The sequence below is a fragment of the Prochlorococcus sp. MIT 1307 genome (assembly GCF_034092395.1).
Classification (GTDB): domain Bacteria; phylum Cyanobacteriota; class Cyanobacteriia; order PCC-6307; family Cyanobiaceae; genus AG-363-K07.
The window spans coordinates 1,872,973-1,897,155 of the sequence record NZ_CP139301.1; the positions used below are offsets into that span (position 1 = coordinate 1,872,973).

At 41.0% G+C, this 24,183-nt stretch carries 27 protein-coding genes and 2 tRNA genes; 7 read left to right on the top strand and 22 right to left on the bottom strand.

Going from position 1 to position 24,183, the window contains the following annotated elements; all coding sequences use genetic code 11:
• Positions 1–17: 17 nt before the first annotated feature.
• Complete coding sequence (gene gmd, locus SOI82_RS09665; protein WP_320667200.1) at positions 18–1,151, bottom strand: GDP-mannose 4,6-dehydratase; 1,134 nt, start codon at positions 1,149–1,151, stop codon at positions 18–20.
• Between the two features lie 530 nt (positions 1,152–1,681).
• Between gmd and SOI82_RS09670 the strand changes: the two genes are divergently transcribed.
• From SOI82_RS09670 to SOI82_RS09680, 3 genes are all read left to right on the top strand, one after another.
• Positions 1,682–2,623 (top strand): UDP-glucuronic acid decarboxylase family protein, encoded by a 942-nt coding sequence (locus tag SOI82_RS09670; RefSeq protein ID WP_320667201.1) that lies wholly within the window; start codon positions 1,682–1,684, stop codon positions 2,621–2,623.
• A gap of 82 nt (positions 2,624–2,705) precedes the next feature.
• Entirely contained in the window at positions 2,706–3,743 is a 1,038-nt protein-coding gene (locus tag SOI82_RS09675) for an NAD-dependent epimerase (RefSeq protein ID WP_320667202.1), read from the top strand.
• A 530-nt stretch (positions 3,744–4,273) separates the two neighbouring features.
• Positions 4,274–4,660 carry a DUF2862 domain-containing protein gene (locus SOI82_RS09680; protein ID WP_320667203.1) on the top strand — a complete coding sequence of 129 codons (387 nt, stop codon included), beginning with the start codon at positions 4,274–4,276 and terminating at the stop codon, positions 4,658–4,660.
• A gap of 449 nt (positions 4,661–5,109) precedes the next feature.
• Here the strand turns inward: SOI82_RS09680 and SOI82_RS09685 are convergent.
• The 6 genes from SOI82_RS09685 to SOI82_RS09710 all read right to left on the bottom strand — a co-directional run bounded on the left by SOI82_RS09685 (position 5,110) and on the right by SOI82_RS09710 (position 7,500).
• Positions 5,110–5,183 (bottom strand) — tRNA-Arg (locus tag SOI82_RS09685).
• Positions 5,184–5,294: 111 nt separating this feature from the next.
• Complete coding sequence (locus SOI82_RS09690) at positions 5,295–6,023, bottom strand: hypothetical protein (protein ID WP_320667204.1); 729 nt, start codon at positions 6,021–6,023, stop codon at positions 5,295–5,297.
• A gap of 136 nt (positions 6,024–6,159) precedes the next feature.
• Positions 6,160–6,306, bottom strand: coding sequence for a hypothetical protein (locus SOI82_RS09695; RefSeq protein WP_320667205.1), 147 nt, complete (start codon positions 6,304–6,306; stop codon positions 6,160–6,162).
• Between the two features lie 41 nt (positions 6,307–6,347).
• The gene (locus tag SOI82_RS09700; protein WP_320667206.1) at positions 6,348–6,590 is read right to left on the bottom strand and encodes a hypothetical protein; all 243 of its coding nucleotides are present in this window, start codon (positions 6,588–6,590) and stop codon (positions 6,348–6,350) included.
• 38 nt (positions 6,591–6,628) lie between these two features.
• Entirely contained in the window at positions 6,629–6,751 is a 123-nt protein-coding gene (locus tag SOI82_RS09705) for a hypothetical protein (RefSeq protein ID WP_320667207.1), read from the bottom strand.
• A gap of 675 nt (positions 6,752–7,426) precedes the next feature.
• A tRNA-Arg gene (locus tag SOI82_RS09710) sits at positions 7,427–7,500 on the bottom strand.
• 68 nt (positions 7,501–7,568) lie between these two features.
• On the opposite strand from SOI82_RS09710, the gene SOI82_RS09715 reads away from it, so the two are divergent.
• Entirely contained in the window at positions 7,569–8,429 is an 861-nt protein-coding gene (locus SOI82_RS09715) for a helix-turn-helix domain-containing protein (RefSeq protein WP_320667208.1), read from the top strand.
• A gap of 12 nt (positions 8,430–8,441) precedes the next feature.
• Here the strand turns inward: SOI82_RS09715 and SOI82_RS09720 are convergent, their stop codons facing one another.
• Entirely contained in the window at positions 8,442–8,666 is a 225-nt protein-coding gene (locus tag SOI82_RS09720; RefSeq protein ID WP_320667209.1) for a hypothetical protein, read from the bottom strand.
• Positions 8,667–8,712: 46 nt separating this feature from the next.
• Positions 8,713–9,606: a 16S rRNA (cytidine(1402)-2'-O)-methyltransferase gene (gene rsmI, locus SOI82_RS09725; protein ID WP_320667210.1), complete on the bottom strand. Its 894-nt coding sequence runs from the start codon at positions 9,604–9,606 to the stop codon at positions 8,713–8,715.
• Here rsmI and SOI82_RS09730 point away from each other — a divergent pair.
• Positions 9,605–10,522, top strand: a complete 918-nt coding sequence (locus SOI82_RS09730) for a 3'(2'),5'-bisphosphate nucleotidase CysQ (RefSeq protein WP_320667211.1) — start codon at positions 9,605–9,607, stop codon at positions 10,520–10,522. The two genes, rsmI and SOI82_RS09730, sit on opposite strands and share 2 nt — an antisense overlap.
• Positions 10,523–10,539: 17 nt before the next feature.
• Here the strand turns inward: SOI82_RS09730 and SOI82_RS09735 are convergent, their stop codons facing one another.
• The 13 genes from SOI82_RS09735 to sppA form a co-directional block, all read right to left on the bottom strand.
• Positions 10,540–12,705, bottom strand: a complete 2,166-nt coding sequence (locus SOI82_RS09735) for a polyribonucleotide nucleotidyltransferase (protein WP_320667212.1) — start codon at positions 12,703–12,705, stop codon at positions 10,540–10,542.
• 180 nt (positions 12,706–12,885) lie between these two features.
• Complete coding sequence (rpsN, locus tag SOI82_RS09740) at positions 12,886–13,188, bottom strand: 30S ribosomal protein S14 (protein ID WP_320667213.1); 303 nt, start codon at positions 13,186–13,188, stop codon at positions 12,886–12,888.
• Between the two features lie 175 nt (positions 13,189–13,363).
• Entirely contained in the window at positions 13,364–14,446 is a 1,083-nt protein-coding gene (rseP, locus tag SOI82_RS09745; protein WP_320667214.1) for an RIP metalloprotease RseP, read from the bottom strand.
• A gap of 10 nt (positions 14,447–14,456) precedes the next feature.
• Positions 14,457–15,743: a serine--tRNA ligase gene (gene serS / locus SOI82_RS09750; protein ID WP_320667215.1), complete on the bottom strand. Its 1,287-nt coding sequence runs from the start codon at positions 15,741–15,743 to the stop codon at positions 14,457–14,459.
• A gap of 166 nt (positions 15,744–15,909) precedes the next feature.
• Positions 15,910–17,391: an AAA family ATPase gene (locus SOI82_RS09755; protein ID WP_320667216.1), complete on the bottom strand. Its 1,482-nt coding sequence runs from the start codon at positions 17,389–17,391 to the stop codon at positions 15,910–15,912.
• Complete coding sequence (locus SOI82_RS09760; protein ID WP_320667217.1) at positions 17,388–17,906, bottom strand: DUF177 domain-containing protein; 519 nt, start codon at positions 17,904–17,906, stop codon at positions 17,388–17,390. Before SOI82_RS09760 ends, SOI82_RS09755 begins: the two co-directional genes overlap by 4 nt.
• Positions 17,903–19,045, bottom strand: a complete 1,143-nt coding sequence (yidC, locus tag SOI82_RS09765) for a membrane protein insertase YidC (protein ID WP_320667218.1) — start codon at positions 19,043–19,045, stop codon at positions 17,903–17,905. Before yidC ends, SOI82_RS09760 begins: the two co-directional genes overlap by 4 nt.
• 83 nt (positions 19,046–19,128) lie before the next feature.
• Positions 19,129–19,536: a PH domain-containing protein gene (locus SOI82_RS09770; RefSeq protein ID WP_320667219.1), complete on the bottom strand. Its 408-nt coding sequence runs from the start codon at positions 19,534–19,536 to the stop codon at positions 19,129–19,131.
• Entirely contained in the window at positions 19,533–19,919 is a 387-nt protein-coding gene (rnpA, locus tag SOI82_RS09775; protein ID WP_320667220.1) for a ribonuclease P protein component, read from the bottom strand. The genes SOI82_RS09770 and rnpA overlap by 4 nt, the downstream gene beginning before the upstream one ends.
• Positions 19,920–19,975: 56 nt before the next feature.
• Positions 19,976–20,113, bottom strand: coding sequence for a 50S ribosomal protein L34 (rpmH, locus tag SOI82_RS09780; RefSeq protein WP_320667221.1), 138 nt, complete (start codon positions 20,111–20,113; stop codon positions 19,976–19,978).
• 48 nt (positions 20,114–20,161) lie between these two features.
• Positions 20,162–20,749, bottom strand: coding sequence for a DUF2808 domain-containing protein (locus SOI82_RS09785; protein WP_320667222.1), 588 nt, complete (start codon positions 20,747–20,749; stop codon positions 20,162–20,164).
• 112 nt (positions 20,750–20,861) lie between these two features.
• Positions 20,862–21,248, bottom strand: a complete 387-nt coding sequence (gene aroH, locus SOI82_RS09790; protein ID WP_320667223.1) for a chorismate mutase — start codon at positions 21,246–21,248, stop codon at positions 20,862–20,864.
• 3 nt (positions 21,249–21,251) lie between these two features.
• A complete protein-coding gene (gene sppA, locus SOI82_RS09795; RefSeq protein ID WP_320667224.1) occupies positions 21,252–22,064 on the bottom strand; it encodes a signal peptide peptidase SppA in 813 nt (270 codons plus the stop codon).
• A 53-nt stretch (positions 22,065–22,117) separates the two neighbouring features.
• On the opposite strand from sppA, the gene SOI82_RS09800 reads away from it, so the two are divergent.
• Positions 22,118–23,080 (top strand): DMT family transporter, encoded by a 963-nt coding sequence (locus SOI82_RS09800; RefSeq protein WP_320667225.1) that lies wholly within the window; start codon positions 22,118–22,120, stop codon positions 23,078–23,080.
• Positions 23,077–24,180 carry a glycosyltransferase family 4 protein gene (locus tag SOI82_RS09805; RefSeq protein WP_320667226.1) on the top strand — a complete coding sequence of 368 codons (1,104 nt, stop codon included), beginning with the start codon at positions 23,077–23,079 and terminating at the stop codon, positions 24,178–24,180. Before SOI82_RS09800 ends, SOI82_RS09805 begins: the two co-directional genes overlap by 4 nt.
• Positions 24,181–24,183 lie beyond the last annotated feature (3 nt).

The following is a 24,183-nucleotide window of genomic DNA, read 5'->3' on the forward strand; positions in this document are numbered from 1 at the left end:
TACAATATCTTTTCGTTTTAGGACTGACTCTCAAAACCTTTATGCTGCAATAGAGCGATTTCGCCAGCCTCTTTTCTATCGTTAAGAACCATTTCTGCTACTAATTCTTCTAGCGTTGTAGTAGCCGTCCAACCTAATTTCTCTCTGGCTTTACTAGCATCTCCAAGAAGTGTATCAACTTCGGTCGGGCGAAAGTACGCAGAATCAATACGTACAACAGCTTTTTGATTGTCTGCACGAAATCCACACTCATTCAACCCTTTCCCTTTCCAATTAATTCCACCCCAGCCCAATTGAATAGCAGCAAGCTCTATGAATTGACGAACACTTGCTTGCCGTCCTGTCGCAATTACAAAATCTTCTGGTTTCTCTTGTTGAAGCATGCGCCATTGCATTTCAACATAATCTCGTGCATGCCCCCAGTCGCGAAGTGATTCTAGGTTCCCTATGTATAGACATTTCTCCAATCCAGCGTCAATACGAGAAAGAGCGCGAGTTATTTTTCGGGTCACAAATGTTTCTCCTCTTCTTGGAGACTCATGATTAAACAGAATTCCATTGCAAGCGTACATTCCGTATGCTTCTCTGTAGTTAACTGTTATCCAGAATCCATATAACTTTGCTACTGCGTAAGGACTTCTAGGGTAAAAAGGAGTTTTCTCACTTTGAGGAATATCTTGAACCATTCCATATAGTTCACTTGTGCTTGCTTGGTATATTCTTGTGTGACTGGATAAGCCAAGAATTCTTACAGCTTCTAAAATCCTGAGGGTTCCAATTGCATCTGAGTTTGCAGTATATTCAGGCGATTCAAAACTCACTGCCACATGACTTTGAGCACCTAAATTGTAAATTTCATCAGGTTGTACTTGTTGAATAATTCTTATTAAATTTGTACTATCTGTTAGGTCTCCATAATGAAGAAACATACGTTGATTCTTCTCGTGTGGATCTTGATATAGATGGTCAATTCGTTGTGTATTTAAGCTGCTTGCTCGTCTTTTTATACCATGAACTTCATAGCCTTTTTCCAAAAGTAATTCGGCAAGATAGCTTCCATCTTGGCCAGTTACACCTGTGATAATTGCCTTCTTTTGTTTTTTCTCTTTTTGACTTTTGGGGTTAATGCTCTCTGGTTTATTTTTATTCATGGAAGCTCATATCTTCTAAGGATGACAGTAGGTATGCTACATACTAATCATTATGATCAATTTTTATTTGTATTCAAGCTTATACTACCTATTGCGTCTATAAGAGATGAGGCTTCTAGGTTTTTAGTTAATTTTCATTGAAGCTGTAAGCCTTTATCTACATCATTGCAAATCTTAGTAAGGATTCACTAGTGAATCTATATGTAGTAATTCAAAATTTTAAGCATACTTAAATTCTAGGATTATGTCTAAGAATAAAGTGGATTTATATTCTTTATACTATTATCACTTTTCATGTCATATGAAATGTTGCAATGAATGGCTGGCTTTTTGAAATATTTGAGCCTGTTTCGCAATAGACCATGAAATGGACCTTTCTATTAACTTAGCCTAATGAATTTTTAGTCATTTATTTCTACTTACTATACTACTAATTGTTTTCCTTGAAATTGTAATGACTAAAACCATTAAAGCAATATATGATTTGGATTAGAATATAGAATCTTCTTCTTCTATTTTAGTTCTAATTCATGTCAGCTTTGGTTCGCAATCTGGTCACTGGAGGCGCAGGCTTTTTAGGCTCTCACCTTGTTGATCGTTTAATGCAAGGCGGAGAAGAAGTTATTTGCCTCGATAATTATTTCACAGGTAGAAAAAGCAATGTTATGAACTGGATTTCAAACCCGCGTTTTGAGTTAATTCGTCATGACGTCACTGAACCAATACAGCTTGAGGTTGATAGAATTTGGCATTTGGCTTGCCCAGCCTCGCCTTTGAGTTATCAGTACAACCCTATCAAGACGTCCAAGACAAGTTTTTTAGGTACTTACAATATGCTGGGGTTAGCAAGGAGAGTGAAAGCTCGATTCCTAATGGCTTCAACAAGTGAAATATATGGCAATCCAGAAGTTCACCCTCAACCTGAATCATATAAAGGCTGTGTTAACACAATTGGAGTTAGAAGTTGCTATGACGAAGGGAAACGAATTGCAGAGACGTTATGTTTTGACTACTATCGTATGCATGAATTGGATATAAGAGTAGCTCGTATCTTTAATACTTATGGACCTCGAATGGTTGAGAATGATGGAAGAGTTGTAAGCAACTTTGTTGTTCAGGCTTTGAAGAATAAACCATTAACATTATATGGTAATGGAAATCAAACCAGATCATTTTGTTATGTAGATGACTTGGTAGAAGGTTTAATCAGGTTGATGAATTCTAATTGCTTAGGACCAATTAATCTTGGAAATCCTATGGAGTTTACTATTAGAGAGTTAGCTGAGTTAGTGCGAAAAAAGATTAATCCAAATCTAGATATAACTACTCATCAATTACCACAAGATGACCCTGTCCAACGTCAGCCAGTAATAGATTTAGCTAAAAAGGAATTAAACTGGGAGCCGAAGATCTCTCTTGAAAATGGTCTTACTAAGACAATCAAGTATTTCCAAGAAACAATAAAACTATAATATAAATTCGTTTTAGCGCGCATTCCTTGATTGATAGATTATATTATCTTTGAGATGAACCACCTTTAGAAAATTTGTCATAATGTTTTCCGACAGGTCCACTATTCTTATTACAGGTGCTGCAGGCTTTATAGGGTCAGCATTAGTTCGTAAGTTATTGAAAAAAGGAGAGAAAATAATAGGTATTGATAATCTTAATTCTTATTACGACCCAAATCTAAAAAAAGATCGCCTTATAGAGATAGAGAAGGAAGTTGTTGGTTGTTCGGGGGCATGGAATTTCTATGAGCTCTCAATAGAAGATGATATTTCCCTGAGTAAGGTTTTCAAGATTGAAACTCCTAACATAGTTGTTAATCTTGCTGCCCAGGCAGGTGTTAGGTACTCATTAGAGAATCCTTCCGCTTATTTGAAAAGTAACTTATTAGGCTTTGGTAATGTCCTTGAAGCATGCCGTAATAATGATATAGATCACCTTGTATACGCATCTAGTAGCTCTGTTTATGGAGGTAATCATAATTTGCCTTTTCAAGAGAGCCAAGGTGTGAACCATCCAGTAAGTCTTTATGCCGCGACAAAAAAAGCCAATGAATTAATGGCTCATACTTATAGCCATCTTTATCAACTGCCTGCGACTGCTTTGCGCTTTTTTACTGTATATGGTCCTTGGGGGAGGCCTGATATGGCGCCGATGCTTTTTACGAAGTCAATTCTTTCTGGTGTACCAATTCGAGTTAATAATTACGGGCGCATGCAAAGAGACTTTACCTATATAGATGACATTGTAGAAGGCTTATCTCGTTGTTGTTATAAGCCAGCTACTCCCAACCCTAGCTTCGACTCTTTACACCCTGACCCAGCAACTTCTTCTGCCCCACATCGCATTTTTAATATTGGTAATAGTCAGCCAATTGATCTTTTGAGCTTTATAGAATTAATCGAAAAAACATTAGGGATTAAGGCAAAAAAGGATTTCCAGCCACTACCACCAGGTGATGTCATAGCCACAGCAGCTGATACGAAGGCGTTGGAATCCTGGATTGGCTTTAGGCCTATGACTACAATTGAAGAAGGAGTTAAAAGATTTTTAGATTGGTATCTAGATTATTATCAGGCTTGATATTTGAATATAGGCTTTAGGATATACCAATAGATTTATTGAAAGACTCTCGATTAATTAGAAGTACTTTAATCGCTATTCATCCGTTTGCTTAAGTATAAACTTGAGGAATGAATTATGACTAGATGATTTCTTCTACTGGTAAAAATGCTCTAGTCATAAATTATTCCATAGTATTTTAATTTAATACTATTAAGAAATAGGCTCAGCTTACTTCTTACTTAAAAGTAGAGCAAACATCTTCTCCTTCAGTTTTAAGAATGAAGTGGAAGATGTATTTTTTTTGTCTGGATGAGGCCTTGCAAATTTTTTAGTTTAATCAGCCAAAGAGAAAGCTTTCATCTATTGTTTTCTTGATCTATATGGATGCAAGAATAAGTTTTTGAAGCTTGACATGCGCCGCTTGCGTTTCAGCAGATTCAATGATGACAGTAAGAGAACCTGCAAGTTAGGTATTTGTTCTCAGTCTAAAAGGTATAGAGTTGGCTCCTATTTTTCCTGTTGGGCTCTATTAATAGGCTCTAAAGGCTATGTCTAAGGTTATTCCTCTTATTTCAATAGGCTCTCAGGTAAAAATTGCCCCTGAAAAAGTTCGAGACCGAGTTCCGCGCAGATTGAGCGAATTGCTGTCTGAGCAACCGTTTGGAACAGTTGTTGACTACAAAATGACTGATGGTACAAGCATTGGATTTATCTTAGAGTTAAGTGACGGCTCAATTAGTTGGTTCTTTCAAGAGGAATTGAAGATTTTAGAGGAGGGGGGGGCATCCTTAGCACTTATCAATGAAAAAGCTAGAGAAGTTGCTAAGGGCAAGATAATAGAATACCCAATTATAAATACGAATAATATTATAGATATTTTGAATCCATTTAATTTCTTGAGATGGCTTTTGTATTCTCTAAAAGATATCTACTGACGGCTTTGTTCCAGTTGTTAATTTCAAGTCTTCTGATTGCTTTTTAATTGGATTGCTAAAGAATAAAACTTATTGATATTAATTAGCTAAATGCTTTATTTCATGCCTCCCTTTAAGGCTTAAATTTTTTAAGATTAGTCCCTGATGTTAATCTTGATGCTCTGATTAGCTTTATATATTTATAGTTAAAAATATCATACCTAAGCTATCCAAGTGATAGCTAATCATAATTAGCGCCTGTAGTTAAGTTGTAATTGGCTCCGGATTTAATTTTAGTTCTTAATCAGCCAAGCTTCTTATCTCTTGCCGCGCAGAGGCTTGACTCCATCCTTCCTTCAAAAGTAAATTTTGTATTTCATGCCACCATGGCCTATATAAATATATAGCAGCATTCACATATGAGACAAAATGAACTAAATGCTATTCCGCTAGTGATTGGACTTTAGCAACGCTCCCTGCAAGATTCGAACTTGCGACAAGCTGCTTAGAAGGCAGCTGCTCTATCCAGCTGAGCTAAGGGAGCTGGCGGTTTTTGTAACCATTTGGTCACTGGGCTGGTCACTGAGAGAAAACAGTAACGAACCGTTTCTCAAATTACTAGTTAGCCCTGCCTGCATTCAAGAAGAAGTGGGTTTTAGGTATTAGTTACTTTTAACGAGCTTTTTTTACCAGTATATTTCTTTGCTATTGATTTTGTAGTGCTTTGAGTAGCTCTATTCAATTTAAGTTCAATGATCTCTGCCTCTAAGACTTTGATTTTATGCTTGAGTTTGATGTTTTCAATTAAAATGGTTTCGAACCTCTCAATCTTTTCACTGTCCTTCATCTGGTTTGAAGTCGATATAGCTTGTTGAATTAATTCTGGAAGCCTTTTCTGCACTGAAGACTGTTTAATGATCATTGATAGATCACTTTCCTTAAAGCCATTGCCTTGCTTGATAATGCTTATAGCAAGATCTTGTTTTAATTTCTCAACCTTGCCAATTTTTGCCAAAGTTCTAGCGGAGACATGGATTAAAGCGCTCTCTGGAATCTCAGCTTTGCATAACCAACTATCGAAGGCCGAGGCTAAATCTCTTGCAACTCTTCCATTGATCCTCAAAATATTTGAGTTAGTTAGCTGAACCCATTGTTTATTTTTTACCAACTTTTTTATCTCAGATAAAGATTTAGCTGCTTTGTAAACAGATTGACCAGCAGCAGAGAGGGCATTATTGCTAACTATTATTTTGGCTTGAAGAGTATTTGTTTCGTCAGCTGAAAGCTTTTTCGTGATTTCAGGTGAAAGTTCAGCTAGCTGTAATGATTCATAAGAGTTGTCGCTTCTAGCTAATTCATCAGTAATGGCAGCAGAATGACTCATTGAGCAACCAAAAATAATAACACGACTCTAGGGTATCTAGGTTGCCTAGTTGCTTGAGCTTAGGCTCCAAGTTTTGGACGAGGCGACCAACCTCGAAACTAAAGGCACTTTTCTCGGATAACGCCTAAAGCTCTATTTAGCTATCTTTACCCTCTTGGAACTTGGCCACAACCGCTTTTACGCCACCCCACAGTATTTTTAAAATCAAGAATCCAAAAGCTACTGCGCCTGCTGCCATAGCAAGACTCAGTACTGTTGAAAAAGGACTGGCTACTGCATCCATCTTGAGAAGTTGTCCAAATTAAGAACAACTTTAAGGCTCAATTAGGAGGAGCTTTTAACCTCATATACCTTTGATCTGCCATTGCACTTCCTGACCCCCCATGAGATAGGAGCACCAGATTTTGCTTGCTCTTGCTCAACACAGATATTTTGATTATTCGCCCACTGAGCAACTGGACGCAAACTCACAGCAATAAATGCAAGACAAAAAGCGCACAACAGTAAAGCAACTCCATTGAGGATTTTGAAAACATCAAAATTGTTGCTCTCTGGAGTGTCAGCCATTGTTAAAACCTAAGTTGTCCCATTTTGGTACAACCTATCTAACCACCTGACCATTGGGTCATCGCTGGATACCCAACGAAGAAAACGATCACTTTGCTCAATGCCCAGCCAATCGAAAGACAAATTACAACTGGAAGCACAACACCTTTTAGGGTCTCCATACTGCAGTCTACTTAGATAAAAACGACCTTAAGACTAGTTTGCAGGTATAGGTAGTTTTAATTGTTAGTCTTAATGGATCTTAGAGACTGCTTCTGCTGAATACTTCTTCTGTTTTGTATGCCAGCTATAAGCAGATCTGTACCCAATGTCTTCTAAGTCTGGTTAGGTATTGAACAGGAAGTATTTTTTCTTTTTTCCCTAGGCCCTCTAATACCTAAGCATTACATAATCCAGTTATTAGCTGATAGCTAATAACATGTAAACCTCAGCTATATGTAGTACTTCTCTAATTTCACGTTAATGTTTAGCCTTGCCTTTATTAATGACATCCTTTTGACCTTATTTCAACAACTTTCTAATGACAGATTTCAATTTTGAGAGCTATAGTTAAGAGATTAGGAATGATATGAGCCAAAGAAGTATAATTCAATAGGGATCACCTAGGGGGCAGGCAACAATAAGAAGTTCTTCCAGTCTTCTCCCTATTTAACTAATGCACAAAATAATGCACAAAACTAAATGTTGCTCAAGAAGTTGTGAAGAAACTAACTTGTATTTATAGTGCCCCGCAAACATCTTTTTGATCAAGGTGAGATTCCAAAGGATCTAAACAGTCATAGTTGCTTTGGTAAGTTTTTCCTTGGGACCACTTGCAGAAACAGGTGTTTTGGCAACGCTCCCTGCAAGATTCGAACTTGCGACAAGCTGCTTAGAAGGCAGCTGCTCTATCCAGCTGAGCTAAGGGAGCACATTGATATTGTGTCAGTCAAAGTGTAACCTCAACGACTATGGTTAGGTGTATGAAATGCACCTATTGTGGCAAGACGGCTTAAAGACAGCGAGAAGAAGAGTCTTGTGGAAGGTTACCGCTCAGGGGCGTCGACCACATCCCTTGCAAAGGAATATGGCTGTAGTCAAAATACAGTAATAAGGACTGTAAAGGCCTTTTTGACCTTGGCGGAATATAACGCGTTAAAAGCTGCCCGTTTTAAGGGTGAAGTATTACTTAAAGCTGGGGATGTAGAAGAAGTAGAAAGTTTGTTTGATAATAAAAACTCACTTTCAGTTCAGGAAACAGTACGTAAGAATCAAGCGAAGGAGTTAGAAATTAGCAGTAATGAAGAGGAAGTTAGTTCACATACTAAAGAAAAGGAAGTTGATAAGGAAGTCAATCTTCCTGGCACTTTAGGGTTGGATGATACTGATGAGTGTATAGATAATTCATATGGAAATTCTTTTGATGGACAAGTCGCTGAATCCAATAAAGAAGAGTACTTGCCTTTAGATGTGTTTCAAGAAGTTGTTCCGCTTGTTTCTAATTTTGAAGTGACTGAACCTAAACAAGTTGCTTGTAGAAGTTTTGGACCTGGGGTTCTTCCTAGTGTTGTGTATATGTTGGTAGATAGGTCAGTTGAATTGGATGCTCGACCGCTTAAGGAATTTCCTGAACTTGGCTTGCTCCCCAAGGTTGATCAAGATAGGCATGCAATTTGCTTGTTTTCTAATCAAAGAGCTGCAAAACGCAATTGTGGCCGTAGTCAAAGAGTGATTAAAGTTCCTGATACTGATGTATTTGGAGTCTCTAAGCCTTTTTTGTTGGCACGTGGTATTACAAGGTTGGTTTTAGAAGGAGCATTAATAGCTTTAGATGAGGAGCCTTCGATTAGCAGGCTTTGAATTTTGTCTTAATTAGCGACGAGTGGGAATTAATACAGCCGCTGCACTTCCACCACTTATCACACCCGCAATTATTGATACTCCGACTATGAAACCAGAAGGAAGAGGGGCTGTTGTGGCCTTTCCAAGTTTTACAGTATGTCGACTATTTAGGTTTTGAGCTCCAAGACAAAGCATTAGAAGTAATACAAGTGCACTCGTAAAACTGATCGTTAGAATACGGACTTTTAAAAGCATTTTTAGCAACTAATACTTCATTTATTATTGTCCTTTCCTCTAAGTGTCAATTCACATCCTTAAGATCTATTGCATGTAGAAGAGCATAAAGAGCTCTTTTTCTCTCCCCAGTTTTACGGGCTAGTGTTCTTGCTGCTTCATTGGCGCTGGCTCCAGCCTTTATTAACTCTTTCATTTCTGCTAGCAATTTAGAGGAGCTTAATTGAATATTTAATTCAGCTGGTGCCCCACCTAATACAATTGTGCATTCACCAATTGGTTTTTTTTCTGAGAAATATTTAAGAGCTTCTCCAACGGTGGGCCCTATTTGTTGTTCATGAATCTTTGTTAGTTCTCTGGCCACTTTAAGTGGGCGGTTTTTTCCACATAATTCATTTAGCTCCTGAAGTAGTTTTAATAATCTATGCGGGGCTTCATATATAACTGTGGTTCGAGGTTCGTTCGCGATTATCTCGAGGAGTTTTTTTCTTGTTTTCCCTTTTGAAGGAAGAAAACCTTCAAAGCAAAACCTGTCGCAAGGTAAGCCGCTGCTAACTAGTGCTGTTGTGGCAGCACATGGCCCTGGTATGCAGATCACATCATGTCCGTTATCCCTGACTGCTGAAACAAGTTTTTCTCCTGGATCGCTGATCCCAGGAAGGCCTGCATCACTTATTAAGGCAAGGCTTTGGCCTGCTTTTAAAATCTCAAGTAGTTGAGGCAGACGACTGGCTGTGTTGTGTTCGTGAAAGCTAAAGAGAGTTGCTTGGGCTCCAATTTGTTTAAGCATCTGTCCGCTGTGGCGGGTATCCTCACATGCAATAGCAGATACTTTTTTGAGTAGGGATTTTGCGCGTGGAGAGAGGTCTCCAAGATTACCGATTGGTGTTCCAACTACATAGAGCACTCCAGGCGCTGGTTCTTGACGCTGTCTCAAAATGTCCTTCTCTATGAAACCCATGACTCCAATTGCACCAATACTTCCTGAAGGTGTGAATTTGGAAGAACTGTTGGCGAATCTAAGGAAACTTAGCTGGGGAGCTGCAGATATATTGATGGCCTATGCCAGAGATGAGACCCCCCCTTATGGATTCTCAAGGGAATTAAAGGTACAAGAATCTATAGATGGTCCTGTTTCGGCGGCAGATCTTGCTGTGAACGCTTGGTTGCTTGATGGCTTAGAAGCTCACTTCCCTTCGGCACCTTGGAAATTGTTAAGTGAAGAAACTGCAAAGGGGCAATTAATTGAACGGGAAACTTGTGATTCGGAATGGTTGTGGATTCTTGACCCTCTTGACGGAACTAAGGATTTCCTGGCAGGCAATGGTGAATATGCTGTTCATTTGGCGTTGGTTCGTGGTCATAGGCCAGTTTTAGGGGTGGTATTAATTCCTGAACTTGAAGAGCTTTGGTTAGGAGTTTTGGGTTTAGACGCTTGGTGCGAGGACAGGCTTGGTAACAGAAAAACTTTTTGTTTTAGTAAACGTAGTTATTTAAATGATTTAATTCTTGTTGCTAGCAGGAATCATCGTGATGAAAGGCTAGAGCATTTGATAAGTCAACTTTCAATTTGTGAGGCAAAGGCAGTTGGAAGTGTTGGATGCAAGGTTGCAACGATTTTGCGTGGTGAAACAGACTTATACATTTCTCTATCTGGGAAAACGGCTCCTAAAGATTGGGATTTGGCTGCGCCAGAGATACTTCTATGTTCGGCAGGAGGGGCATTTACACATGCTGATGGTAGAGAACTTACCTACAACACTGGAGACCTCCTTCAAAAAGGATGTTTAATTGCAAGCCATGGATTAAACCATTCTTTGATATGTCAAATGACATTGAAAGAAATTGGGTTAATTGATCCTAGCTTTATTGTTTAATTTACTTGACTTTGACTTCAGGTTAATGGGGCTACTGGTGTTGGTGTTGGCTCAACATGAGCTTGTTCCCCATTTTGGGGAACGCCTCTAAGAGTGAGATTGATTCGACCACGGTTGTCGATTTCTCTTACTCGTACTGTTACGACATCGCCCACTTTGACTACATCATCAACTTTCTCAACTCTTGCGTCTGAAAGTTGGGAGATGTGAATCATGCCTTCCTTGCCTGGAAGTATCTCGACGAAAGCACCAATTGGGATGATTCTTGTTATGGGTCCAGTGAAGATTTCACCCTCATGAACTTTTCTGGTTAGACCTTCGATTATTCGTTGGGCTTCTTCCGCTGCGGTTCCGTCATGAGAAGCAATCGTAACAATACCTCCATCTTCAATATCGATTTTAGTATTGGTCCTCTCTGTAATTCCTTTGATAGTTCTGCCTCCAGGACCAATTACTGTACCTATTAGTTCTGGGTCTATTCGGAAGCTAAGTAGCCTTGGTGCATGGGGAGACAGATTTTCTCTAGGTTGAGAAATCGCTTCCAACATTTTTTCAAGAATGTGCAATCGTGCCGGTCTTGCTTGATTAATCGCTTCAGCAATAGTGGAGACGGCTAAACCAGTTATCTTCATGTCCATTTGAAGTGCTGTTATACCCTTCTCAGTGCCAGCGACTTTGAAGTCCATGTCTCCAAGAAAGTCTTCAATACCTTGAATATCGGTAAGAATTCTGACTTCTTTACCTTCTTTGATCAGCCCCATAGCTGCTCCGCTAACCGGTGCCTTTAGAGGAACACCTGCATCCATAAGAGCAAGTGTGCTTCCACAAACAGAACCCATAGATGTTGAGCCATTAGAGCTTAAAACTTCGCTGACTACTCGCAGCACATATGGGAAGGTGTCTTTAGCTGGCAAAACAGGAATAATGGCACGTTCGGCTAGAGCGCCATGCCCCACTTCTCGTCGTCCTGGTGTACGCATTGGTCGAGTTTCCCCTACTGAATATGGGGGGAAATTGTAATGATGAATATATGTTTTTTCTGTATTTGGGTTCAGATCATCCATTTCTTGAGCATCACTTGGAGTTCCTAGAGTTGCAGTAGAAAGAACTTGAGTGAGACCTCTTTGGAAAAGCCCTGAGCCATGAACACGTTTTGGTAGTACTCCTGCGGCAGATTCAATCTTTCTTACCTCATCAAGAGCTCTCCCATCAACTCGTTTTCCTTGCTTAATTATTTGCTCCCGCATTAACTTTTTGGTTAATGCTTTGAAACTTGCTCCTAGTAATTTGTTATTTGAAGACATTGCTTTTCGCACAGAATTATCTTCTTTTAATCCGTCAATTGTTTCGGCCGCTCCTGTTTTGATCTCGTCAAGCTTTTTGTCTCTCTCATCTTTTGTTTGGTCAAATTGTTTAAGAACCTCACCAATTGATTTGGTGTAATTTTTTTCTAAGTAGTTAGGAATTGTGCTATCAATTGCAGGCTGTTCAGGTTTCACTTGCTCTATACCGGCCTCTTTAAGAACTCCTTCTTGAGCTTTGATCAATTCACAGACTGCTTCGTATCCAAAATCAATTGCTTCGATTACATCTTGTTCGGTGAGTTGGTTTGCTCCCGCTTCGACCATTACAACTCCATCAGGGGTCCCAGCTACGACCAGATCAAGATCGCCTCGCTCCATTTCTCTAAAGCTTGGGTTTAAAACAAAGTCATCCCCTAGCAGACCTACTCTCACTGCAGCCATAGGGCCATTGAAAGGGATTCCGGCAATTAAAGTCGCCATTGAAGCCCCTGTAACCGCCAGAACATCTGCAGGAACTCTTTCGTCTAAAGATAGGCAACTAGCAACTATCTGAATGTCGTCTCTCATCCATGATGGAAACAACGGCCTCATAGGGCGGTCAATAAGACGGCAAATAAGAGTTGCGCGTTCTGGAGGACGACCTTCTCGTCGCATAAAGCTGCCTGGTATTCGCCCTGCTGCATACAGACGTTCTTCGTAGTCACATATCAATGGAAGGAAGTCGATGCCTTCACGACCCGAAGACCTGGTAGCGGTAACTAGGACTGCGGTGTCTCCGCATTCCACCATCACTGATCCACCGGCCTGGGGCGCATATCGCCCTGTAGTCAGTCGTATCTCCCGACCATCAAAGGAGATCGACTTAGTCTGACCTTGCACTTTTGCTTATGTCTTTTTGTCTTTCGTTATTCTTGCATCTGATAGGGACCCTTCAGGAGAAAATATGTTTTAGCAATGATTAATTCGTTCAAATACAAAAACTTAGATTTGATTTACCACTTTAATTTCTTGAATATCTCTAGATGTGTTTAGTTTGGCTTTGCTTCTAAGGCTTTCAAATTACCAGCTGGACTTAACTACACCTGGTAGCTCCCCCTTGTGTGCACGTTGACGAAGTTGGTTGCGACAAAGGCCAAAATCTCTATAAACACCGCGTGGTTTACCAGTGGCCCAACAACGGTTTCTCATTCGACTTGGCGCACTGTTTCTTGGTAGAGCCTGAATTTTGCGATGTATTTCTAGGCGCTCCATAGGGCTTTTGGCTGAATGGAAAGCTTTCAACAAGGCCATGCGCTTGTCCGCATATCTTTCTACAAGCTTCTTGCGCTTAACATCGCGCGCAATCATTGACTTTTTGGCCATGCAGCGGATTGCAATAGATAAAACCCAGAAGGATATTAACTGTTCACATGACTTGAAAAGTTTCTCGGGCAATGGGACCGTCTCTCAAAGCCTTTGATTGGAATGTTTATTTAATTTGTTCAAGGGGTGGTTGTTCCAATAGGGAGAAGGACATTGGCCTTGTTTTGTGATTGCCTTAACGGTTGATCAATGCTTGAACAATTGAAAGTTGAGCGGTATCTCGGATTATAAGTACAACACTCAGTCCAACCAGAAGAAGAAAACCTGATTGGATGAAGGCCATTTGTATCTTTTGAGGAACTGGTTTACCACGGACCCCTTCGATTAAAAGAAGTGCCATTTGTCCTCCATCAAGAAGTGGCAGGGGTAACGAATTGAGTACAGCTAAATTTATTGAGACCAATGCGGCGAAAAGGACTAGACCAGAAGAACCTTTTTCAGAAAGTTGTGCTCCTATTTCTACAATTTTTACTGGGCCGCTTAATTGTTTTGAAGTAGATCCGAAGTCTGTTATTAGCCCTTGATATCCAGTTATTGTTCTAGTTAGTAGATCGCTGAATTGACCATCAGCATTCTTTAGAATTTCATTTGGCCCCTTGGCAGGTTGGATTCTTTCACTAATGTTTGGTTGCAATTGAGCGCCAATTTTCCCACTTCCTAATTGATCCCTAGGCTTAATGCTTACGATTTTGCTGTCAGTTCCTCGTAAGCGTTCGAGTTTGATAGTTCTCCCTGGCGCATTTTGGATTTGTTCTACAAATAGTTGAACTGCTTCTTGACCTTTGCCCAATTTCAAACCATCAATACTGAGAATTTGATCTCCTGAGACAAGGTCGGAGCTTTCGGCAGGTTGCCCTGGCTGAACAGACATAATTAGAACTCCAGGCTCAGGCGCGCTTGGTATTCCAACTAATGCCGCTTGGCCAATAAGTACTAACCAGGCAAGTAAAAGGTTCGCTAGAACACCTGCAGAGATTACGAAGGCTCTTTGAATTAAGGGGCGGTTGCGCAGTAGGTTTGGATCATCCTTAGGGATTTTGCTATCAATATCATCGTCTGGGAATGAAACAAATCCTCCAAGTGGAAGTGCTCTAATTGAGTAGGTGATTCCTGCGAATTCCTTCTTGAAAATTGCAGGACCAAAACCAATTGAGAAGCCATTAACATGTATTCCTTGCAACCTTGCAGCAAGAAAATGTCCTAATTCGTGAAAGAAGATCAGTAGACCTAGAACTAATAAGGATGCAAGAACGTTCATTAATTAATAATCAGTTGTTGCGGTCAGGTTGTAATTGAGTTCCTCCGAAATATGGCACTAGTGCTTTGGGAATAGTTACACTCCCATCTGATTCTTGGCCATTTTCTAATAAAGCAGCCATTGTTCGCCCTACTGCTAAACCACTTCCATTAAGGGTATGCACTAGGCGGGTTGTTTTCCCTTCTTTTGTTCGTATAGAAGAACGTCTTGCTTGAAAATCATTACAGGTACTGCAGCTAGAGATTTCTCTGTATGTTTCTGCTCCTGGCAGCCAGACTTCAAGATCAAAAGTACGAGCGGCAGAGAAGCCAAGATCGCCTGTACAAAGTTCTATAACGCGATAAGGCAGTTCAAGTTTTTGTAGGACAGCTTCTGCATCTTTAGTTATTTGTATATGAGCATCTTTTGATTCTTCGGGATGAACAAACCAGTAAAGCTCGACTTTGTTGAATTGATGAAGTCTAATAAGACCTCTAGTGTCTCTGCCATAGCTTCCTGCTTCTCGTCGAAAGCAAGGGCTATAGGCGACATATCGAAGAGGTAATTGATCACTAGGAATGATTTCTTCTCGATGTAATGATGTAACTGGAACCTCTGCAGTGGGGGTTAGCCATAAATCGTCCTCAGAGCAACGAAAGCTTTCTTCGGCAAATTTTGGAAGTTGACCGGAGCCAGTAAGGCTTGCGGTATTAACAAGAACTGGAGGCAAAACTTCTTGATAACCTTTTGCAGTATGTATATCCAGCATGAAGTTGATTAAAGCTCTTTCCAGGCGAGCACCTTGATTAAGCAGCGTCACAAAGCGACTTTGGGAGACTTTTGCCGACCGCTCAGTGTCGAAAAGATTTAGACGCTCCGCAATCTCCCAATGCTTCTGAAGATTACCCCCCTTTCGCGGTTCACCCCAGTATCGCTTTTCTTGATTGTCTTTTTCGTTTCTTCCGTTTGGACATTCTTTGGCTGGAAGGTTTGGAAAACTAAGTAGCTTTTCTTTTAAAGCTAATGAGATTGTTTTCTCTCTCTCCTCTAAAAGTGCTACTTTTTTTTTGATCTGGTTTCCTTTCAATCGAAGTTCTGAAATTTCCGTTGATTGTGGTGTGATTCCGCTTTTGATTTTCTGACCAACTTCTTTCCCTATTAGATTTCCTTCTGCTTGAAGGTTGCTACGTTCTTCTTCAATATCTCTTTGCTGTTGGGCAATTTGCTGCAAGTTAATTAGGTCTACTTTGATTCCTCTTCGAGCTAGTTCCCGAGCTATTAGATTGGGATTGTCACGCACCAGGCGCTGATCAAGCACGAGAATTTTTAAGTTGTTTGATTAGCCTAAGACTTGCTGCTCCATATCCTTGAGATTTTGTGATCAAGTAAGTTTTGATTGTTTTGGAAGTCCCTATGAGCAGCAGTTGAAACACTTTCTCTATGGGTTATTCAATAAAGGGTTTAAAGTATTAATCATCATTTAATTAGGTGTTAAGTATTACAGATGCTGGCCTTGCTCTTCCAGTGGAAGCCCATTCTTTTAAGGAGGTGAGTTGCTCCTTTGCTGTTCTTGATAGTGGGATTAATTGACTTGCAGCAAGAATTAGATCTGTTTCTTCTAGTTCTCGCCTTTCTGCAAATGCAAGATGCATAGCCTCTATCACAGTCTGTTCTAGTTCTGCACCAGAGAACTCACTCGTACGTCCAAGGACAGTGTTTAAAGAGAGGTTTAAGTTTGGCCTCCTTTGTTGGATATGTAATTCCAGTATCCTTAATCTTTCTTGGATGCTAGGTAGGTCAAGCATAAAAATCTCATCGAAGCGGCCTTTGCGTAGAAGTTCGCTAGGTAATCTTTCAACACCATTCGCTGTCGCAACTACAAAAACTGCTGAGGTTTTCTCTGCCATCCAAGTTAGGACGTTTGCTAGGACCCGTTGACTTGTTCCGCCATCACTTCTGGCATCGCCACCAAATCCTTTGTCGATTTCATCTATCCATAGAACACAAGGAGCCATAGCTTCTGCTCGTTGAATAGTCTCTCTAGTGCGTGCTTCACTTGCACCAACCAATCCTGCAAAAAGACGTCCTACATCCAGCCTTAACAATGGCATCGACCAACTATGCGCAATAGCTTTAGCTGTTAAGGATTTACCTGTACCTTGCGGGCCAACTAGTAAAACTCCTCTTGGGAGTGGTAATCCAAAGTTGCGTGCTTCATCTGAAAATGCTTGGTGGCGTTGGCCCAACCATCCTTTGAGTGCATCTAGACCTCCGATATCTGCTGTAGTGGCTTTTGTTTCGCAATATTCGAGAACCTCACTTCTTGCGATGTTTTGGCGCTTTTCTTCAAGGATTTCGGTCAAGTCTTCACGACCTATTTGGCCTCTTTGTGCAAGAGCCCTTGCTGCTACTTGACGGACTCTTATTTCACTAAGTCCACTGCATGCATGAGTTAATTCTTCTAGAACGTCATTTTTAAGTGATTGACCAGTTGCTTTAGCAATATTAGTAATTAGATTTCTAAGCTCCAGCTCTTCTGGTAGGGGTAGATCTAAAATAGTTAAAGCTTCATCAAGATCTTTAGGAGGGTCCCACGAACCTGAGCAAAGAACAATTGTGTGAGGCTTTTTTCTGAGTACGCAACTAAGGTTTCTAAGCATGCGTGCTATGCCTGCGTCTTCACAAAAACGATGGAAATCTTTTAAAAGAAGAATTGTTGGGTTGTTTGTGTCGATCTTTTGAAGCCATTGAAGAACAGCCATTGGTTGCCTAGCACCAAGTCCTTTTTCATTAACTACACCTTGGAGACCTTCTATGAAGTCCCAGCAGGCGAGACGCCTGGGCTTCAACCTTGCCGCTGCTTGAGTTAATAGTTCCTCGAGCCGTTCTTCTTCATTGCTACGTATCCAAATAAGAGGTGTTCTGGCTCTAATTAAAAGATCTAAATGGGCATCCCAACTTTTCATGGCTTTAGTAACTTTTTAAGCTCAGACCATCGAGGATCAATTGATTTTGGATCATTGTATTGAAAGTCAGTAGACAATAATTTATCTTCCTTTTTCAGATTTATTGCTCCTTTGCAATCGAGGCTACAAATTTTTAATAAGGGCATTTGCAGGCTCAATTGCTCATAAACCCACCTTTCAAGATCAAATTCACTATAAGGATCGATATGATCTACAATTTCATCTTGGTAGAAATCTTCTTTTAATTGGTCCATTTGCTCAATTAAAAGCATTTCATATGAGTCATATTTAAGTATTTGATTGAAATCTAATAGACATCTATCACATTTAAGGTTAATGATTGTATTTATATCGCCTTTGATTTTCAGGATTTGTCCTTGAATCTCAGCAGTTATTACTCCACGAATAGGAGTTAAAGAAGGCAGCTCATCTAGATATCCTTCGAATCTAAAAACCTTTGGAGCTGATAGGACTTTTAATTCCTTTAGTGGAATCGGTTGGAGCCCAAGACTCATTTGCCACTTTTGGGCTCGAAGGGTAAACGCTCTCCTAAAGCTTGCGCTGATCCAGCAACTGCAGTGGTTGTAGGTTTTGAAAGTTGATCATCAAGTATCTTTTGAAGGTTATCTGGTAGCGCTTCACGACTTAGCAGGAAAGTTTGTACTGCTTGGAAGATGTTTGCAATCACCATGTAAAGCAATACACCAGCTGGCAGCGGGAAGAAGAGAAACATGCCAGTGATCATTATTGGAGTGATCTTGTTGGCTGTTGATTGTTGTGGGTTTACAGGCATTCCCCTTCCTGAAAGTGCCTGAGAAATAACAAGTGTTAGGCCAAAGCCCCCGACAAGAATCGCGATGTCCCAATTAATTGCTCCATCAACATAGAAACCAACTTGACCTAGAGCTTTTATGAAAAGAAAGCCACTTTTGGCTGCTAATCCTGGGATTTTCCCTTCAACAGTTGCATCTCCTGGAGAAATACCTTTGACGCTCCCATCAGAGGAAACTTCTACAAATTCCTCACCTTTTGTGACCTTCCAATTCGGAGTGAATTGTGAGCCATTGTCAAATCGAGATAGGACTTTGCTATATGGTTCTCCTCTAAGTGTTTGGAGGTTGATCTGTACTTTTTCACCTGTTCCAATTTTTGTTCCTCCTGGTAGAGAGGCAACAATCGGGAAATGGTCTTTTTCTGTTACAAATATCGAATGTCTTCCACTCGTAAAGGGCTTTGGTTCAACTGTGGCAATTTGCTCTGAAGGCAGGACTTTCATATTGACCAAATATGGAACATCAGCGAAGGGTGATCCTCTTAAGGTCGCAAATAGAGCAAAGAGTATTGGCATCTGCACTAAAAGGGGTAAACAACCCGCAAGAGGGCTGCCGAACTCACCCATAAGTTTCCCTAGCTCCTCTTGTTGCTTTTGAGGGTTGTTTGCATAACGACTTTTGATTTCTGCTTGTCGTTTCTGCATTACTGGCTGGGCAATACGCATGCGTCTAGCACTTCGAATTGATCCAGCGCTTAAAGGGAATAGTGCAAGTCTTATGACAATTGTTAGTGCAACAATCGCTAGCCCGTAGCTGGGTACTAATCCATAGAAGAAATCCAGGATCGGTATCAGGAGATTGTCAGAGAGGTACCCGATCACGATTGTTTTATCAGGGTGGAGGGAAATGTCATGCCAGTTTGCAATATCAGATGTCCAGTTGTCTTATTCGTTGGACGCTTCCCTTAGGCAGCGAAACCTTGCACATCCTTAGCAGAAGTACTGGAAACATTACTATTCATTTGCTTCAGGATGAAATTTTCTGTCTCTCGAAAGCTAGGAACTGAACGCATTTCTAGTTTGGCTCCATCTTTTAAAAAAAGAACCATGTCTCCATAAAAACCAAAACCCCTTGGAATAGAACGAATTTCCTTGATCTGGTTATAAACAACTTGACTTTGATCTCTTCCGAACCACCCCCCTGTAATTGAAACCCTTTTCTGGGTGATTTTGTAACGAAGCCATAATGCACGAACTACCGCACCAAAGGCGAAGGGAAGCCCCACAAGTGTTAGTCCTGCTATTAGGTTGATAATTAGGTCGACTTTTGCAGGGCCGCCCTCATAATAAATTTCTTCTTGAATGTTTTTCATGGAAGGAAACCTGCTTTCAGAAGCAATCTGTCGCATTCTTTAAGCAATTGCTTAGGCTCTTTGGAAGAAGATTGAGGTTTGAGACTGAAAAGTGCCCATTTATTAGAAAGTCCACTTACACCATATAATTTTTCTCTTAGATGTTGATGAATAAGGCGCCTTAGGCGGTTTCTGATCACTGCCTTTTTGCTCACTTTGCTGCTAATAGCAATTGCGCACCTGCAAGTTTTTGATTCAAATTTTAGATCTTTGCGTTTATAAAATTTACTTTCTGCCTTGACAACTCTTAGCAAGATTGAGGGCTCGTGATACCGAAGGCCTTCTTTATATAGATGATCAAAACATCTGTGCCCTTGTAATCGCATTGATTTAGGCAAAACCATTTGCTATTTCCTTATCCTTGATTGGAAGGGGCAATGAATATTGGAATGGCTTCAAATTAAACTGCGATTCGCACTCTGCCTCTTTTGCGACGACTTCGAATGACTCTGCGGCCAGTATGAGTTCTCATACGAACGCGAAATCCTGATACCCGCTTCCTTTTTCGGCTTGTGCCTCCAAGGGTTCTTTTAGTCATTGATCTTTTTCGCGGTAAGTGCTTTGTCCTAGTAAGTAATTTATCAGTTCAACGAATATCTAGATTCCAACTACCTATGTAACGGGAAATAGGCATGTCTCCAGGGGATTGTGTCAAAGCATTCACTTGAAACATTCCAACTTTGCTTGGGTTGAAGATTTTCATCACAACCGCATACCCTTCCTTACTAACAGGAATGGGTTGATTTGGGAAAACATCGATAGAGGTTTTCTCACCTTTGGTTACTTCAAAGACAGCAGGTATTTTTTCCTCACATCTTGTTTTTTCAAGCATTCCACCAACACTAATGCGACATAAACTTAATTTTTTCGGCTTGATATTTGAATCAAAATGCTCAGGGAAATTTATGGTTAGTTTGAGTATTGCTGTCTTCCTAGTCTTTGGTTTCATTACTAGGTAATAAGTCGACCTAGCTCTTTTTTGGTCTGAACTTTGATAGTAATAAAGCTTTTTATAGTTTGCATCCTGCTCCCAACGAAATTCAAGCATTGCTGGTGTGCTTAAACCTTTAGGAGGATTGATTCCTTCTAAAGCTAGACATGCACCAACAATCCCTATCTTTATGCCAGTTGCCACAATCATTTGTAGGCGAACACTTGATTGAATTAGGGCCATCTGTTGAAGTTCAGCGTTTGGATGGAAACTTGAAATTTTTAGGAGGATGTTGATATTCTCCTTTGCTCTCTTGATCCATAGACAAAGATTGGGCCGGCCAAATATCTGGCAGTTATGGTTTTGATCTATCTGGCCGCAATGAAATCGCCTCTCCTAGATAGGGGTGCTGAGGTTTTTGATTGATTGGCAGAAATACGTGTGCAAGTATTCGAATGCAATTCTTTAAATCTCCCGGTACTGACATTTGCTGGCAATCTAGTAACGCCACGTTGTCCCAACCTGGCTGTCGCCTGGCTATGGCAGCTGGGAAACAAGCATTTAAATCAGTTGTTACAGAAAATGTGATGGATACAATCTGCTCAGGTTTGAGTTTGTTCCGCTCGACTAGTGCCTCGACCAGTTCAGTCACCGATGAGTCGATTGCTTCGACTTCATTGCTTTGACTAGTAGTTGCGCCTCTTATTCCTTTTAATTGAAGGCTTTCTTTTTGTAAGGCCATAGGTCAGGGCTTAAAAAGCCACAAGATTTGGCCACTATTGGATAGCTCAAAATTAATTAAGGTAATCATGTTGGAAAAGAAAGAGCTCCCAGGAAGTAAGCCCATTAATCGTTTTTTGGGACTGCCAAGAGTAATTGTGCGGGTTTTTTCCTCATCTAGACCCGCAAGTTTTGCTGCTAGCCGTCGAGCATGATCTTCATCACCCAACTCATCGATTAATCCAAGCTCCAGTGCTTGTGAGCCTGTGAATACCCTTCCATCAGCAAACTCGCGGACCTCTTTATTGGTTAGTTGTCGACCATTTGCAACAGCCTCAACAAATTGGTCATAACTACTATCAATGAGTGATTGAAGAAGATCCCGCTCCTCATTTGAAAGGGCACGATCTGGTGAGAGAATATCTTTAAAAACTCCACTTTTCACTGTCTCAAAACGTATACCTATTCGTTCTAACAACTTGGAGAGATTGTTTCCTCGCAGGATCACACCAATTGAACCAGTGATTGTCCCTGAATTAGCAACAATTTTTTCCGCAGCGACTCCCACATACACTCCTCCAGAGGCTGAGATGTTCCCAAAGCTGGCAACAACATGACAACCCTTTGCTCTGAGTCTGAGAAGGGCTCCATGTATTTCCTGACTATCCCCAACAGTGCCGCCTGGGGTGTCTATGCGAAGTAATAGGGCGGGATATTCCCTTTCCTCAATTTGCTTTAGAGCTTTGAGGACGAGTTTGCGAGTAGAACCATTAATTGGTCCTTCAATAAGGATGCGTGCAATTCTCTTTCTGGATTTGCGACGCAAGGGCCAGATCATTTTAGTTTTGCGTTGTTCCTTAGATCTTAAAAAGGAGATTGCTTGCTGACCTTATGTCTTTAATTCGGCACTGGTTGCTGATGGTTTTGCCATTTGCTTTATGGGGCACTGCAATGGCAGCGATGGCTCCATTAGTTGACTCTGCTGGTCCATTGGTAGTTGCTTCTTTGCGGCTTTTGCCTGCTGGGTTAGTACTTCTTATTGCCGTTCCTTTTTTGGGGCGTAGTTGGGTTATCGCTCCGAAAGATTTGTTGTGGTTTTTGATGTTTACTTTTATTGATGCGAGTCTTTTTCAGCTGTTTCTAGCAAAAGGTCTTTCGGAAACAGGTGCTGGCTTGGGTTCGGTAATAATTGATTCGCAACCATTGATGGTCGCTCTTCTTGCACGCAGTCTTTTTGGCGATGCAATAAATCCAATTGGCTGGGTTGGGTTGATGGTCGGATTACTGGGCATACTTTGCCTTGGGGCTCCACCTGAGCTTCTTAGTCAGTGGTTCTTAATGGGCCAGGCTGCATCCATATCAAGTCTTTGGAGTCATGGAGAAGGTTGGATGTTTTCAGCTGCAATTGCCATGGCTTTGGGCACAGTATTAATACGCTTCACCTGTCGGAATAGTGACCCTGTAGCCGTTACTGGCTGGCACATGATTATTGGTAGTGCTCCTCTGATTGCTTGCCATTTTTTTGATAGTAAATGGTCATTTTTACCTGACTGGTCAATTTTTGAATGGGGGTTAATGGCATATGCAAGTTTGTTTGGAAGTGCCTTGGCTTATGGGTTGTTTTTTTGGTTCGCCAATAAAGAAGAACTAACAACTTTTAGTACGCTTGCATTTTTGACTCCTGTTTTTGCCCTCGCCAGCGGAGGGATCTGGCTGGGCGAGAGGCTTCAACTCTTGCAATGGGTTGGAGTCTCTTTAGTACTGCTATCAGTGGTTTTGGTAAGTCAACGTCGTCGGTTTTGGCATCCAAGTACATCTGACGCAAATGTTTTGCAAGGAGGAGCGCGGGGTTGAAAACTACATCTCTGAAGCTCGTTTTAGTTAGCACTCCTATTGGTTATTTAGGGAGTGGGAAAGGAGGTGGAGTTGAGCTAACTATGCGCTCATTGATAAAGGGACTTTTGTCTTTAGGACACAAGATTACTTTGCTAGCACCACAGGGATCGGTTCTCCCTTCTGATTGCTCTGCCGCGGAGATAAGACACGTTCCTGGCATAGATCAACCAAGTTGGCAGCATCAGGAAGTTAGTGCTCCAGTAGTTATTCCTCCTGATGGGGTTTTGCTTGGCCTGTGGGAACAAGCACTGGAACTTGGGAAAGAATCTGATGCAGTGCTTAATTTCAGTTACGACTGGCTGCCTATTTGGCTGACCCCTCGAGTGGAGCCAGATTTGTTTCATCTGATCAGCATGGGAGCCGTCTCTCAAGTTATGAAAACGCTTATTAGTGAATTGTCTAAATCTGATCCTTCTCGACTTGCTTTTCATACATACCGCCAAGCTTCTGACTATGAACTTTTTGGAGAGCCTGTCGTTTTAGGTAATGGTTTTGATCTGAATCATTATGATTTTCAGCCTCTAGGTGGGGGGCCACTTGGCTGGGCAGGAAGGGTTGCTCCTGAGAAAGGCTTAGAAGATGCAGTTGCTGTTGCAGCCGCATTGGGAGATCGATTATTGGTTTGGGGTGTAATGGAAGACCCGGAGTATGCAAAAAAAATCGAATCAAATTTCCCCCCTGGAACAATTGATTGGAGAGGCTTTCTTTCGACAGCTGAATTACAGAGTCAACTTCGCACCTGTAGAGCTTTATTGAATACACCAAAATGGAATGAAGCCTATGGAAATGTTGTTGTAGAAGCAATGGCTTGCGGAGTCCCTGTAGTTGCTTATGACCGTGGTGGTCCTGGTGAACTTATTAATTCTGGTTTTACTGGCTGGTTAGTTCCTCCTGACGATGTTGTTGCTATGACTGAAGCTGCATCACAGGTAGGAATGATTGACCGAAAAGAATGTCGGAACTGGGTCGAGAATTCAGCATCTCATGATGGATTTGCGCGACGAGTTGAGTCTTGGATAAAGAAAGGTATTTCTACAACAAAGTTTCCCAAGGGCTAATTG